Here is a 13,970-nt window from a genome sequence, read left to right as displayed (position 1 = left end):
TAGAAAAGATTCCATTGAGTTTCAATAGATAGGAGAGCAGCAAATGCGCTTAGAACATGTGAATGTCACCGTGGCTGACCCGAAAGAAATGGCTGGTATCTTAAATGACCTCTTTGGTTGGAAGATCCGCTGGGAGGGAACAGCTATGAACAACGGATACACGGTTCACGTTGGTAGTGATGATTCATATTTGGCCTTGTATTCGCCGAATAAGCCTCTGACTGAGAACGATAATTCTTACGGACTGCTCAGCGGGCTTAACCATATTGGGGTTGTTGTGGATGACCTAGAGGCGGTCGAAAATCGAGTCATTAATGCAGGCTACAAGCCGCATAGCCATGCCGACTACGAACCTGGTGAGCGGTTTTATTTTGACGGCCCAGAGGGCATAGAATTTGAGGTCGTCAGCTATGCTTGAAGCGATCTACAAAAGCCCTAGCGCGCTGCTGCTTTACACCGGTGGCCTCTTTGGCTTGACCTTTCCACTCGGAAAAATGGCCTCCCAGGCCGGGGTTCCGCCGATAGTCTGGGCCATGGTTATTTCCTTGGGTGCTGTGATCTTCATTGCGCCGGACCTGTGGAGGCGGCGGGACTTCAAAATCCCACGCGGCCGCGTCCTGCAATATGTTCTGATTTCAGGACTGGTGTCTTTTGCCCTGGTCAATGTGATGATCTTTGCTTTGATCCCAGAGCTTGGGGCCGGGCAGGTGGGGTTGATGTTCGCGCTTTCCCCAGTCTTCACATTGGCGCTTTCCGTGCTCTTTCGTTTGAAAGGTGTTTCGCCGCTTGGCGTTTTGGGCATTGTCTTTGGCCTTGTCGGAGCCTGCGTCGTGGTGCTTGGTCGGGATGGCGCGTTTGCCGGGATAAACCCGTGGGCGCTTCTAGGGTTGGCACTGCCGATGGTGCTTGCCGCGGGGAATATTTATCGCACGCTGCACTGGCCTGAGGGCGAGCATCCCGCAAGCCTTGCGTTCTGGAGCCAGGGCGCTGCTCTGATCGGATTGATCATAGCGCAGTTTGTACTCTATGGCGCGATCCCACTGTCCAAATTCGGTGTGATTCCGACAGTGACTGCTATTCAGCTCGTCTCTGCCGCGCTGATCTTTCCGGCCTACTTCCGACTGCAACATTTGGGCGGGCCATTATTGCTTAGCCAAACCGGCTATGTGGCTGCTGCGACGAGCCTTTTCTCAGCAACACTGTTTCTGGGCGAACGCTACTCCACTGTGACTTGGGCCGGGGCTGGATTGGTGTTTTTTGGCATCGCTCTCACAATATTGGCGCAATCCAAGGTCTCTCTGCGCCGGTCACGGGTCTAGGTTTTCGTAGATTATCATGACCCACCCTTGACCTCATGGGGGCGGCCTTCTAGGGTCGCCCCCATGAACACCGCAAGCATCATCATTATTTGCTGCATTACCTGCTAAGACATTTTGGCGGGCCGTTCTACTATTTCAAAACATTGATAAAGTTGCTAAGCCCGCCAGCACGAAAGCCGTGTGAGGACGAGCCATGACCGACGTTGATCTGACGATCAAACTGCATAACTCAAAGACCCGCAAGAAAGAGGTTTTTGAGCCCTTGGACGCCAAGAATGTACGCATGTACGTCTGTGGTCCAACGGTCTACGACCGCGCCCATTTGGGGAATGCGCGGCCTGTGGTTGTGTTTGACGTGCTGAACCGTCTGTTGCGTCATGTCTATGGTGCGGATCACGTGACCTACGTGCGCAATTTCACCGACGTCGATGATAAGATCAACGCGACCGCTTTGAGCCGCAAAGAGGCTGGCGCTGCTGGTACTCTTGAAGAGCTTGTTGCCGAGCGGTCTGATGAGACCATCGGTTGGTATCTCAAGGACATGGGTGCTTTGGGGGCGATGGAGCCTGACTTCATGCCCCGCGCGACGGGCTATATCGCTCAGATGGTCACCATGATCGAAGGGCTGATTGAAAAGGGCCATGCCTATCCAGATGGCGGCGGCCATGTGCTGTTTTCGGTGAAAAGCTATGCCGATTACGGCAAGCTGTCTGGCCGCTCCGTAGATGACATGATCGCTGGTGCGCGGGTCGAAGTGGCTGACAACAAACGCGATCCGATGGATTTCGTGCTGTGGAAGCCTTCGACAGATGATCTGCCCGGTTGGGATAGCCCATGGGGCTGGGGTCGTCCGGGCTGGCATATCGAATGTTCCGCAATGGCGCATGATTTGCTTGGCGAAAGCTTTGACATTCACGGTGGCGGCAATGACCTGCAGTTCCCGCACCACGAAAATGAAATCGCACAAAGTTGCTGCGCCCACCCAGAAGGGGAATTCGCCCGCTACTGGATGCACAATGAGATGCTTCAGGTAGAAGGCAAGAAGATGTCCAAGTCATTGGGCAACTTCTTCACTGTGCGCGACTTGCTGGACAAGGGTATACCGGGCGAGGTGATCCGCTTTGTCTTCCTGTCGACCCATTACGGTAAGCCAATGGACTGGACAGAGAAGAAGGCGAAAGAGGCTGAGGCGACTTTGCGCAAGTGGTTTGCAATGGTGGAGGGCGCTGAGAAGGGCGATCTGCCTTCAGAGGTGCTTATCGCTGTCGCTGACGACCTGAATACCTCAAAGGCGCTGACGGAAATGCACCGATTGGCTGGGGCAGGTGATGCCGCCGGTCTGAAGTCGGCAATGCAGCTTGTTGGCTTGGTGGGCGATGTTGTTCCGGAATGGGCAGCAGCTCCGAAGGTGGATCTTTCATCCTTTGAGGCACTACTGGCTGGCGCGCGCGAAAAGGCAATGGAAACCAAAGACTTCTCTGAGGTTGATCGTTTGAAAACAGGCCTCATTGAAGCAGGTGTTGAAGTGCGCATGAGCAAGGCGGGTGTGGAGCTTTTACCGGGTGCGGATTTTGATGCCGCCAAGCTGGAGGTGCTTTCGTGACCAAAGAAAAGCTCTACCTCTACGACACGACGCTCCGCGATGGGCAGCAAACCCAAGGTGTTCAGTTCTCAACGACTGAAAAGCAACAGATCGCACAGGCGCTCGACACGCTTGGCGTGGATTACATCGAAGGCGGCTGGCCCGGAGCAAACCCGACGGATAGCGAATTCTTTGAGAACCGCCCGGACACTAAAGCGACATTCACCGCCTTCGGCATGACTAAACGCGCGGGCATGTCTGCGGAAAATGACGATGTGCTCTCTGCTGTGCTGAACGCGGGCACGCCTGCCGTGTGCCTAGTCGGCAAAAGCCACGATTTCCACGTTGAAACCGCGCTTGGCATTACGCTTGCGGAGAACACAGAAAACATCTCGAAATCTATCGCGCACATCAAAGCCCAAGGCCGCGAGGCGCTGTTTGATGCGGAGCATTTCTTTGATGGCTACAAGGCCAATCCTTCCTACGCGGTGGAGGCTGCGAAGGCAGCTTACGACGCCGGCGCACGCTGGGTTGTGCTGTGTGATACCAACGGTGGCGCTTTGCCGGGAGAAGTCCATGAGGCGGTGGCAGCGCTGATCGAGGCGGGTGTGCCCGGTGATCACGTGGGTATTCATACGCATAATGACACCGAACACGCTGTGGCGAACTCACTGGCTGCGGTGGATGCAGGCGCGCGTCATATTCAGGGAACACTCAATGGTCTTGGTGAGCGATGCGGCAATGCCAATCTGACAACGCTCATTCCGATGCTATTGCTGAAAGAGCCATACGCGAGCCAGTTTGATACCGGTGTAACCACAGAAGCGCTGACTGATCTGACCAAAATCAGCCGGATGCTCGATGACATCCTTAATCGCGTTCCGACGAAGCAGGCTGCCTTTGTGGGCGCCAGCGCCTTTGCTCATAAGGCGGGGCTGCACGCGAGCGCGATCCTGAAAGATCCATCGACTTATGAACATGTTGATCCGTCTACTGTCGGCAACGCGCGGGTCATCCCAATGTCCAATCAGGCTGGCCAATCCAACCTCAGGCGTCGCCTGAGCGAGGCGGGGATTGAGGTTGAAAAAGGCAATCCAGCCCTTGCGCGTATCCTTGAGAAAATAAAAGAAAAAGAGGCGCTTGGCTATAGTTTTGATACAGCGCAGGCAAGTTTCGAGCTGCTTGCGCGACGAGAGCTTGGCCTGCTGCCGGAGTTCTTTGAGGTCAAACGCTACCGCGTGACGGTTGAGCGTCGAAAGAACAAACGTAATGAAATGGTCAGCCTGTCTGAGGCTGTGGTTGTGGTGAAAGCGGGTGGAGAGAAATTCCTGAGTGTAAGCGAGTCCATGGATGAAACCGGTTCTGACCGAGGCCCGGTGAATGCTTTGGCGAAGGCCTTGGCGAAAGACTTGGGACCGTATCAGGACGTGATCGACGACATGCGGCTCGTGGACTTCAAAGTGCGTATTACACAGGGCGGCACAGAGGCTGTCACACGCGTCATTATTGACAGCGTGGACGGGCAGGGGCGGCAATGGTCTACCGTGGGCGTTTCAGCCAATATCGTGGATGCGTCTTTTGAGGCGCTTGTCGATGCCACGGTCTGGAAGCTGGTGCGCGATGGCGCGCAGCCGATTGGGTAAGCGCGCGTGAATCCTGACATTGCAGCCTGCGCCGGGATCGTCCAGAAAGGCGATCCTGATCGATTTTTGGCGATTATGTCGGGGCCATTGCATCTGCGTGAAAAGCTCTTTCCGCTCTATGCCATGAATGTCGAAGTCGCCCGTGCGCCTTGGGTGACTCAAGAAAGCATGATCGCCGAAATGCGCCTGCAATGGTGGCGTGACGCCTTGGAAGAAATTGCCAAAGGTGGTGAGGTGCGTCGGCATGAGGTGGTGACACCACTGTCAGAGGTTCTCAATTCCAAGCAAGCCGAGGCGCTTTATGTGCTGGTAGAAGCGCGGCGTTGGGACATTTACAAAGATCCGTTTGAGGATGTAGCGGCGTTTCAGACCCATCTTGATGACACAGCTGGAGTGTTGCTGGCTGTCGCTGCGGAACTGGCGGGCGCTTCAGAGACACAGCATATTCAGACTGTCGGACGTGTGGATGGGCTGGCGCGGTGGTTTCAGGCGATCCCAGCTCTTGAGGCGCAGGGGCGTATTCCGTTGGTCGATGGCCGCGCGAGTGCGGTTGCAGAGCTGGCGAAAGAGGCGCTTGCTGATTTCAAGATGGCGCGTGTTGAAATTGGACGCGTTGATCGAGATGTCGCCGCCGTACTGCGCCTAACGTGGCAATCTAGTTCACTGTTGAAACAGGCTATGAAAAACCCGAATGTGGTGCAAGAAGGCAATCTGTATAACGGGGAATTCAGAAATAAATTCAGTCTCTTGTGGAAGTCACTTAACGCAAATTGGTGATCTCTGCTGAGGTCAGATCAGCGAGCCCTTTGCCTTCCTCAGACACAAACAGTCCGGGTAGGATTGAAACGGATGTCAGCGAGCTCACATGGGTTTTGACAAATCCCTGCGTGGTTTCCCCATAGCTGGTCAAAATCCAAACACGCCCCCAGTAATCTAATTTCAGAGGCCTAAGATCTTCGATCTGTCCGCTGCCCAGCGTCACGCGTAGCCGTTGCTGTGATCTGATCGCAGCCCTGAGCGTGGCGAGGTGCTGCAAAGCTGTGCCCGCATGTTCAAACGGATAAACCGCAAAGCTTTGGTCTGAAATGCCTCCTTCAGCGGGTATGGCTGTGTCAAGCTTCTCTGAAACCGATTGTGCGGCTGCTTGCAGATCTTCATCAGCACTGGCGGCCACGGCAAGCAGACCTAGGTGTAAGGCTTCTAGTTCCTGTTCATTCAAATGCAATGGAGGAAGCGTGATGACCGCAGCGGCGCGATATCCAGTCCCTTGTGTGGCCTCAATCGGCATGCCGCTGGCTTTCAACGTGTCCATATCGCGATAGATACTGCGTTGAGAGACGCCAAATTCGCGTGCCAGATCTTCGGCGCGCAGCGTCTCACCGCCCGATAGTCGGTTCATAATTGCACTGAGGCGCGCACTGCGTGATTCTGAGCCGGGCAAGGTGACTATTCCATATACTGTCAGTTTAGTGTCAGTATCGGCAATGATTTCGTGAAAATCCATACCTAATCTCGCTGTCACCCGCTGTCTGCAATGCTTAAAACTTGGGTCAGAGATATAGACGCCCTGAGACATGGGCACCTACTGGGAGAAAATTCATGCTCAATAACATTGGCCTGCCGGGTCTTCTGCTGATCGCCGTTGTCGTTCTGGTTCTGTTTGGCCGTGGCAAAATCTCGTCCCTGATGGGCGAAGTGGGCAAAGGCATCACTGCGTTCAAGAAAGGCGTGGATGACGGCAAGAAAGAGATCGAAGAAGGCGAAGCGGATGTTGCTGAAGTGGCAAAAGACGTCACGCCAGCAGACGAAAAAGACAAGGTCTAACAGATGTTTGACCTCGGTTGGACCGAACTTCTGGTCATCGGCGTTGTGGCCCTGATCGTGATCGGGCCAAAGGACTTGCCGGTGATGTTCCAGCAGGTGGGCCGTTTTGTTGGTCGGGCGCGTGGCATGGCGCGGGAGTTTTCCTACGCCATGAACCAGGCCGCTGACGAAGCAGGCGTGAAAGACGCGACATCGGGCTTTAAAAGCGCAACGGATGGTCTGAATTCCATTTCAAACCCTCTGAAGGCGGCCACGGATTCCGTGAAAGACTCTGTTAAAGAGGCGACGGATTTCAAATTGGACCTCAATAGCGAATCCTTAAGCGAGGAACGCTCTGAGGCGGCCAAGAAAATCCAGGAAGCGACCGCACAAAAGGCGAAGGCAGCCACAGAGGCTGCTGAGAAGGCAAAGGACGCAGAATGAGCTCATCTGACGAAATCGAAGACAGCTCTGCGCCGCTCATCGAACATCTCGCAGAGCTGCGGACACGGCTGATCCACTCAGTTGTAGCCTTTGTCATTGGCATGGTGATTTGCTTCACCGTTGCAACACCGCTCTTTAACTTCCTGACCGCACCGCTGTGTCAGGTGCTGGGGGAGCGCGGCCAGGACTGTGATCTGATCTTTATCAGCCCGCAAGAAGGCTTCTTTGTTGCGATCAAGATCTCTTTCTTGGGCGGATTCATCCTGGCCTTTCCTTACATTGGCCTGCAGATGTGGCGCTTTGTTGCGCCCGGGCTTTACAAAAACGAACGTGGGGCCTTCCTGCCGTTCCTGATTGCGTCGCCCTTCATGTTCATTCTGGGCGCGTCCTTTGCCTTCTACGTTGTGACGCCGCTGGCCTATGATTTCTTCTTGGGCTTCCAGCAGTTTGGCAATGAAGGCGAGGCTGTCGTAGGTGAGGAGGTCAGTCAGGGTCTCTCGGTGGTTTTCCAAGGCTCTGCACAGGAATATCTGAACCTGACCATCAAGTTCATTGTGGCCTTTGGCCTCTGCTTCCAGCTGCCTGTGTTGTTGACCCTGATGGGCAAAGCGGGACTCGTCAGCTCTGAAGGTCTCGGTAACATGCGCAAATACGCGGTTGTGGGCATTCTGGTTCTGGCCGCGCTGGTGACGCCACCTGATGTTATCACACAGGTGATCTTGTTTGTGGTGGTCTATGGCCTCTATGAAGTGTCGATCTTCTTGGTGCGTCGAGTGGAAACCAAGCGCGAGGAAAAATTGCGCGCAGAAGGTTACTATGACGACGAAGAAGAAGCCGACCTTGAGGACGAGCTAAATACAGATGGCAAATAAGACCTTGAAACGTATTGCAGAGGCGCTGGAGCGGATGGCTCCGGCGCCTTTGCCGTCCCCGGACTTTGACGCGGCAGATGCCTTCGTCTGGCATGTGGAACCTGATCGACTAGAACCAGTGCCTCAGGTCAATCGTATTGGCATCGAACTGTTGATCGGCGTGAACCGGTCTCGCGATACGCTGCTGGAAAACACCGTTCAATTTGCCAAAGGGCTTCCTGCCAACAACGCGCTGCTTTGGGGCGCGCGCGGCATGGGGAAATCCTCATTGGTGAAAGCTGTGCATGCTGAGGTGTTAGACCGAGGCCTGCCTTTGAAGATTGTTGAGCTACAGCGCGAAGACCTGCCAAGTGTCGCTCGGCTGCTTAATCATCTGCGGGGCAGGGAGGAACGCTTTGTGCTCTTCTGTGATGACCTGTCGTTTTCCCATGATGACCAGCACTACAAGAGCCTGAAGGCAGTGCTGGATGGAGGTATCGAAGGACGGCCCGAGAATGTGGTCTTCTATGCGACCTCCAATCGTCGCCATCTGATGCCACGGGATATGATTGAAAATGAACGTTCTTCGGCCATCAACCCATCTGAGTCGGTCGAAGAGAAAGTCTCTCTGTCAGATCGATTTGGCCTTTGGCTGGGCTTCCACCCATGTTCGCAGGATGAATACCTCGACATGATCCGCGGCTACTGCAAGACCTACGGTGTAAAGATCGATGAAGATACGCTCTGGGCTGAAGCCATTGAGTGGCAGGCCACCAGAGGCAGCCGGTCTGGCCGCGTCGCATGGCAGTATTTTACTGATCTTGCGGGGCGAAAAGGCGTGCTGATCAATTCATAAATGTAAAGGGCCTCAGCGGCCCTTTATTCAACCTCACGGCCTAATTCCAATCCCGCATTCTTCTTTGCAAAAATATTCCGGGGTGAGGCCGCAGGCCGAGGGGCAGAGCCCGTCAGATACTTATTGCAGGTAAGGCATCGGATCGATGCTATCAAAACCCTTACGTACTTCGAAATGAACGAAGCTGTCCTTGGACGGGATTTGCGCCAATTTTGCGTTGCGCTTCACTGAGGCGCCTTTGGCCACAGAAATACTATCGACGTTATAGTAAACCGTCATGATATTGTCGGGGTGGCGCACGACCACGATCTTTACGCCATCCGCATCGGTAGTGATGGCCGCGACCGTACCATCCGCAGCAGCCACAACAGGAGTGCCGGCTGGGGCAGAGAGGTCGATACCGTTGTTCTTACCCTTGGCATAGGTGCGGATGATCTTGCCATTTACAGGGAAGGACATTTTCGCACTGGAGTTCGCTGGTTTGGTCTGGGTTTTAGACAGGTCTTGTGCTGCAGGTTTGGCAACCTGTGCCGATGGTTTCTCATCCGGCAACGGCTTGGCCGCACTTGGTGGCACTGGCGTTGCGCTGCCCTGGCCAGGGGCGCTGGTTTCTGTCGAACGCGCTTGCGGACGAGCGCTTTCAGACGGTGCTGAAGGCTGTGCTGGTGGAATCAGAAGGATCTGGTTTTCACGAATGGTGAAGTCACTACCAAGCCCGTTCCATTCGGCCAGCGCACGAACGGAAACATTGTAGAGCCGCGCGATGGTAAAGGCCGTTTCGCCACGCTGAACCGTGTGACGGATCGGCTCATAGCCAATCTGCGTGTCTTCCGTGATCTGAACCGGTGCTGCTTCAAGCTGATCGGTTTCCACAGCCGTTGGCGTCGCGTTGTCGATCGCGTTTCCTGCCAATGAGCTGATGTCGACATTGGATGGCGATACGATCTGTCCAGAGGTTGGTTCTGAGACGCGGGTTGGCAGGGCAACGATCTCACCCGCGCGCAGCGGGTCATCGACGTTGACCGCGTTGTATTCAGCTAACTGATTGGCATCAACGCCCACGCGATTGGCGACGTCCGATACCGTATCACCACGGCGCGCCACAGCGACCTGATAATTCGGGTAAGAAATAATGCCCCGGTTGTCTGGTTCCGGGCGTTGCGCCGTTGCACCAACGGCAGCCTCAGAGGTGTCCAGACGTTGTCCAAACACATCCCGCAGGTCTAAATCCAATGGGCCGCTACAGGCTGAAACCATCGCCATGGCAGAAACCGCCATTACAAGACGGGCCGTTACATTCCAGGCAGGGCGTTTCAGAGAAACTGTCATCTCGATATCCTCGTAGAACCCCGTCTATTTCGCTGCAGGGTTTCTTTACGCATTAACAATACTGGACTTCGAAAGGATACGCGGCCCAGTCACAAATCTTGGGGACTTATAAGCAAATTACCGCCTAATTGTCACGTGCCATCCCTTCAACCAAGGGGACAAAGCGCACCGGCCTGATCTCTTCATAGTCAAATCCATCATCGGTGCGCTCCACCTTGATCATGGATTGTACGGCGTCTGACTGACCGACGGGCAAAACCATGGTTCCGCCCACTCTAAGCTGCGCAAGAAGGGGGCCTGGGGCGTCTTCAGCGGCGGCTGTCACAATAATGCGGTCAAAGGGCGCTTGTTCCGGAAGTCCGAAGCTGCCGTCTGCTGCAAAGGCAGTGACATTGGCCAGATCAAGCTCTTGGAAAATCTTCTGCGCTTCAGCCACAAGGCGACGATGGCGGTCAACCGTATAAACACGGCGCGCGAGATGACTGAGAATGGCGGCCTGATAGCCAGAACCGGTGCCAACTTCGAGCACCTTGTCGCGCGGAGACACATTCAAAACCTGTGTCATCAAACCCACCACTGAAGGCTGGCTGATCGTTTGCCCACATGGGATCGGCAGGGGCGTGTCTTCATAGGCACGATCGGCAAAGAGACCTTTCACAAAAAGACCGCGGTCAACCTTTTCCATGGCTGTCAGAACATTCATGTCTGTTACGCCCTTGCTGCGTAGGGCGAACATGAATTGCATTTTGCGTTCTGCAAGTGAGTCCGTCATTCGATCACTTTCAAGGCCTCTAGCGCATCATAAGCCGTCAGATCGGCACGCATAGGGGTAACAGAGATATAACCGTTGAGATTGGCCTCTGAATCTGAGCCTTCGCCCGCCTTCGCGCGTTGATCCCCGCCGGTCACCCAGAGAAAGCGACGGAAGGACGGGCTGGTTTCTGCTTTGACGGCAAAGTTCACACCTTTGCGGCGTCCCTGAATAGCGACCTTAATGCCTTTCACCTGATCTGCAGCGACAGGCGGAAAGTTCACATTGTAAAACAACCGGTAATCCTGAGTGTCGGGCGTTTGGGCTGCGAGGATTTTGCGCACAACCTCAACGCCATGGGTCGCGCTGGCTTCAAACGGATTCTCAAGTTCCGCATTGCCGGGGCCAAAGTATTGGGAAAGCGCAATAGCGGGCACACCTTGCAGAGCCGCTTCCATCGCACCGCCAATGGTGCCGGAATAAACGGTGTTCTCTGCAGAATTGTTGCCGCGGTTCACGCCGGATAGAACCAGATCAGGCAGCTCACCATCCAACACGTCGTGAATGCCCGCCAATACGCAATCGGCTGGGCTGCCCTCTGCCGCGAAACGGCGTTCTCCCATTTTAGCAATCATGGTTGGGTGAGTGTAGCTGATGCAGTGCCCAACACCGGATTGTTCAAAAGCCGGTGCAACGGTCCAAACCTCACCATCCGGGCCGGCGATATCAGTCGCGATACGGTGCAAAACCTCAAGCCCTGGCGCGTTGATGCCATCATCATTGGTGATCAAAATACGCATGCGGGGCTCCGGTGAAAAACAGGCTGTTTCTCACTCTCTAAGCGACTGCTTCGAGGTCAGCAAGCATTGAGACGCAAGCTGTTACCCAGCGTTAAAGATCAAGCTCTTTCAGGAGGCGGGCAGCTTCATCTTGAGGGGAAGTCAATGCCTCACGTGGCTCACCCGGAAAGAAGCGCGCGCGCGTGCCAGTTGGCATCGCGTTTGGCGTCAGGATGTTTACCTTTGGCCCAGTTGTCGCTGTTTCAACCTGCCAGCTTTTTGCCAAGGCGATCTGAGCTGCCTTGGTGGCCCCATAAGAGCCAAAGAACTTTTCACCTCCACGGGCATCGTCAAAGAAAACCGCTTGGCCGTCTTCACCCAATAAGGGTGCGATGAAAGGGATCAGCTGGCCTGTCGCAATGACGTTGCAGGCCACTGACTTTGACCAATCCTTCGCATCGATATGACTGGTGGGCGTCAAAGGCGCACCATGAACAGCTGTGTGCACCCAGAGATCCACCTTACCCCAGCGGTCATAGACAGAGCGGCAAAGCTGCGCCATTGCGTCGACATTGGTTATGTCCATAGGAGCCAGAGTGGACTGTCCACCTTTGGCTTTGATCCTGTCATCAAGATCTTCCAGACCGCCAACGGTCCGGCCAACAGCCACGATGTGATAGTCAGGCGCCAGCGCCTCTGCAAAAGCGAAACCAAGGCCGCGGGATGCGCCGGTAACAAGTGCGATTTTCTCAGTCATGCGCTCGGTTTGATCGTATTGGAAGAAGAGGTCAAGAGGGGATGAGAATTCGGATTGCAGCGGGGCACCGCCCACTGCAATATTTTGCAAAACATTTGTGATTGGCGCGACGGAAAAATGTTTAAGCTGCGTTTAGTTAATGAACGTAATTGGTTTGAGGGAAATATCATGAAACATTTGAGCTGCGCGGGCCTGCTGCTCCTGTCATCAACCACTCTGGGATCGGCCGAAACCTTTTCCGCAGACGTTTGGGCAGACAATTGGTTTGAAATGCGCATCAACGGCGCACAAGTCGCGGAGGACAGCGTGCCCATTACAACGGAACGGTCCTTCAATTCAGAAAGTTTTGAGTTTCAGGCAGAACGCCCATTTGTGATCGGTTTAGTGGCGAAAGATTTCAAGGAAAATGATACTGGTCTGGAATACATCGGCTCGCGCAAACAACAAATGGGTGACGGTGGTGTTATCGTTCAAATCAAAGATGTGTCGGGTCAGACGGTGGTCGTTAGCAACGCCGATTGGCAGTGTTTTGTCACGCATACTGCACCTCTTAATAAATCCTGCGAAAGGTCATCAAACCCGGTTGCAGGGCAGGGCGATTGTGGGTTTGAGACACTGGAAGAGCCAGCAGGTTGGGATATCGCGGGGTTTGACACGACAGATTGGCCTGATGCAGAGGTCTATTCGGAAGATCAGGTTGGACCCAAAGATGGCTATGATCGCATTCGTTGGGACCGAGATGCCAAGTTGATCTGGGGACCGGACCTTGAGCAGAGCAACACGGTATTGTGTCGCGTAGAAGTGAAATGATGGTGTGTGGAACAGAAAAATTGGGTTCTGCAATTCCGGTGAACCTAGCGAGTGTCGTGGCGCTTATTACAGTTGCGATGACTACGCCAGCTCAGGCACATGACGATCACTGTGCAGCCATTAAAGCCTCGGTTGAGGAGGCCGGATTTTCGGATCGTGTATCGGTGACCTGTTCTGGAGACAGCGGGATAATCAGTTCTGATACCTATCCTGATCATCCGAAAATGATCGGGATCACCGGGACTAATGAACAGGTTCCAGTGCCGGCTGAATATGCCGTCCCTGTTATTTTGTCGCCGAGTCTTGGTTCAAAGCCACTCACCAGAGACGCAGCCATTGGAGTGGCCGTTAACGGCGTGCCGATCTACGACTACACAGCCGGGGGTGAAATGAGCGAAGCGGATCTGGCGCACCACCAGGCGCGCCATGATACGGTCCAGACAGGTCAATTGGATATCTGTGGTGGTCATGCCGGTCGAGGTGACGACTATCATTATCACGCAAAGCCCACTTGCATGATCAATCAGATGGCAAACGCGGGCAATGATGCAATTATTGGCTGGGGCTTTGATGGCTTTCCTATCTATGGTGACAACAATCCAGATGGGACAGAGATTGCAAAGGGTGTTCTGGACATTTGCAACGGTCAGCCTGACGACGTCTTCGGATATAGGTATCACACATCAGAAAGTGCGCCGTACATCTTACAGTGTTTGATGGGCGCTGTTCCGGGTTTTGATCAGCTCCCACGCGTCCGTCCGCTTTCGGCGTCAGGTGGCGGTGGGGCCAGCGCTGGGAAACCGCCGCGTGGAGGCGTGAAAAACTTAGAGTTCACAGAGGCTTCGGATGGCAGCCGAAGCATGGATTACATGTATGAGGGAAGTCGCTATTACATCCGCTACACCCCGTCGGGTCGTGCAGGATGTTATGAGTTTAAGACCAAAACGGTCACCAACAACGGCAGAGATAAATCTGGAGAGTTCTGTCGCTGAAACGGTTGTAGAAACGACGCAAGCGCTCCTTATTTAGCGCTTGCGTCGTCGTCA

At 54.4% G+C, this 13,970-nt stretch carries 16 protein-coding genes; 11 read left to right on the top strand and 5 right to left on the bottom strand.

Annotation, left to right across the window (positions count from 1 at the left end):
* The first annotated feature begins 43 nt into the window (after nt 1-43).
* From M0D42_RS06750 to M0D42_RS06730, 5 genes are all read left to right on the top strand, one after another.
* Nucleotides 44-418: a VOC family protein gene (locus tag M0D42_RS06750; protein WP_265020827.1), complete on the top strand. Its 375-nt coding sequence runs from the start codon at nt 44-46 to the stop codon at nt 416-418.
* Complete coding sequence (locus M0D42_RS06745) at nt 411-1,319, top strand: DMT family transporter (RefSeq protein ID WP_265020826.1); 909 nt, start codon at nt 411-413, stop codon at nt 1,317-1,319. Before M0D42_RS06750 ends, M0D42_RS06745 begins: the two co-directional genes overlap by 8 nt.
* 193 nt (nt 1,320-1,512) lie before the next feature.
* The gene (gene cysS, locus M0D42_RS06740; protein WP_265020825.1) at nt 1,513-2,922 is read left to right on the top strand and encodes a cysteine--tRNA ligase; all 1,410 of its coding nucleotides are present in this window, start codon (nt 1,513-1,515) and stop codon (nt 2,920-2,922) included.
* A complete protein-coding gene (gene cimA, locus M0D42_RS06735; protein WP_265020824.1) occupies nt 2,919-4,544 on the top strand; it encodes a citramalate synthase in 1,626 nt (541 codons plus the stop codon). The genes cysS and cimA overlap by 4 nt, the downstream gene beginning before the upstream one ends.
* 6 nt (nt 4,545-4,550) lie before the next feature.
* Entirely contained in the window at nt 4,551-5,321 is a 771-nt protein-coding gene (locus tag M0D42_RS06730; RefSeq protein ID WP_265020823.1) for a squalene/phytoene synthase family protein, read from the top strand.
* Here M0D42_RS06730 and M0D42_RS06725 read toward each other — a convergent pair.
* A complete protein-coding gene (locus tag M0D42_RS06725) occupies nt 5,305-5,985 on the bottom strand; it encodes a helix-turn-helix transcriptional regulator (RefSeq protein ID WP_265021113.1) in 681 nt (226 codons plus the stop codon). The two genes, M0D42_RS06730 and M0D42_RS06725, sit on opposite strands and share 17 nt — an antisense overlap.
* Before the next feature lie 158 nt (nt 5,986-6,143).
* Here M0D42_RS06725 and M0D42_RS06720 point away from each other — a divergent pair, with 158 nt between their 5' ends.
* From M0D42_RS06720 to M0D42_RS06705, 4 genes are read left to right on the top strand one after another with little or no spacing between them, the layout of a single operon-like run.
* Nucleotides 6,144-6,368: a twin-arginine translocase TatA/TatE family subunit gene (locus tag M0D42_RS06720; protein ID WP_265020822.1), complete on the top strand. Its 225-nt coding sequence runs from the start codon at nt 6,144-6,146 to the stop codon at nt 6,366-6,368.
* Nucleotides 6,369-6,371: 3 nt separating this feature from the next.
* Nucleotides 6,372-6,791 (top strand): Sec-independent protein translocase protein TatB, encoded by a 420-nt coding sequence (tatB, locus tag M0D42_RS06715; RefSeq protein ID WP_265020821.1) that lies wholly within the window; start codon nt 6,372-6,374, stop codon nt 6,789-6,791.
* Nucleotides 6,788-7,663 carry a twin-arginine translocase subunit TatC gene (gene tatC / locus M0D42_RS06710; protein WP_265020820.1) on the top strand — a complete coding sequence of 292 codons (876 nt, stop codon included), beginning with the start codon at nt 6,788-6,790 and terminating at the stop codon, nt 7,661-7,663. The genes tatB and tatC overlap by 4 nt, the downstream gene beginning before the upstream one ends.
* Nucleotides 7,653-8,498 (top strand): ATP-binding protein, encoded by an 846-nt coding sequence (locus tag M0D42_RS06705; RefSeq protein WP_265020819.1) that lies wholly within the window; start codon nt 7,653-7,655, stop codon nt 8,496-8,498. Before tatC ends, M0D42_RS06705 begins: the two co-directional genes overlap by 11 nt.
* 120 nt (nt 8,499-8,618) lie before the next feature.
* Here the strand turns inward: M0D42_RS06705 and M0D42_RS06700 are convergent, their stop codons facing one another.
* From M0D42_RS06700 to M0D42_RS06685, 4 genes are all read right to left on the bottom strand, one after another.
* Complete coding sequence (locus tag M0D42_RS06700) at nt 8,619-9,827, bottom strand: LysM peptidoglycan-binding domain-containing M23 family metallopeptidase (RefSeq protein WP_265020818.1); 1,209 nt, start codon at nt 9,825-9,827, stop codon at nt 8,619-8,621.
* 124 nt (nt 9,828-9,951) lie between these two features.
* Complete coding sequence (locus tag M0D42_RS06695) at nt 9,952-10,599, bottom strand: protein-L-isoaspartate(D-aspartate) O-methyltransferase (protein ID WP_265020817.1); 648 nt, start codon at nt 10,597-10,599, stop codon at nt 9,952-9,954.
* Nucleotides 10,596-11,378 (bottom strand): 5'/3'-nucleotidase SurE, encoded by a 783-nt coding sequence (surE, locus tag M0D42_RS06690; RefSeq protein ID WP_265020816.1) that lies wholly within the window; start codon nt 11,376-11,378, stop codon nt 10,596-10,598. Before surE ends, M0D42_RS06695 begins: the two co-directional genes overlap by 4 nt.
* A gap of 91 nt (nt 11,379-11,469) precedes the next feature.
* On the bottom strand, nt 11,470-12,114 hold the full coding sequence (locus M0D42_RS06685) for an SDR family NAD(P)-dependent oxidoreductase (protein WP_265020815.1): 645 nt from the start codon (nt 12,112-12,114) through the stop codon (nt 11,470-11,472).
* Between the two features lie 168 nt (nt 12,115-12,282).
* Between M0D42_RS06685 and M0D42_RS06680 the strand changes: the two genes are divergently transcribed.
* Nucleotides 12,283-12,924, top strand: a complete 642-nt coding sequence (locus M0D42_RS06680) for a PEBP family protein (protein ID WP_265020814.1) — start codon at nt 12,283-12,285, stop codon at nt 12,922-12,924.
* Nucleotides 12,925-12,944: 20 nt separating this feature from the next.
* A complete protein-coding gene (locus M0D42_RS06675) occupies nt 12,945-13,916 on the top strand; it encodes a YHYH protein (RefSeq protein ID WP_265020813.1) in 972 nt (323 codons plus the stop codon).
* Nucleotides 13,917-13,970 lie beyond the last annotated feature (54 nt).

The sequence above is a fragment of the Cognatishimia activa genome (assembly GCF_026016445.1).
GTDB lineage: Bacteria > Pseudomonadota > Alphaproteobacteria > Rhodobacterales > Rhodobacteraceae > Cognatishimia > Cognatishimia activa_B.
Note: the sequence above shows the minus strand (reverse complement) of the source record. Positions and strands in the feature narration are given on the sequence as shown.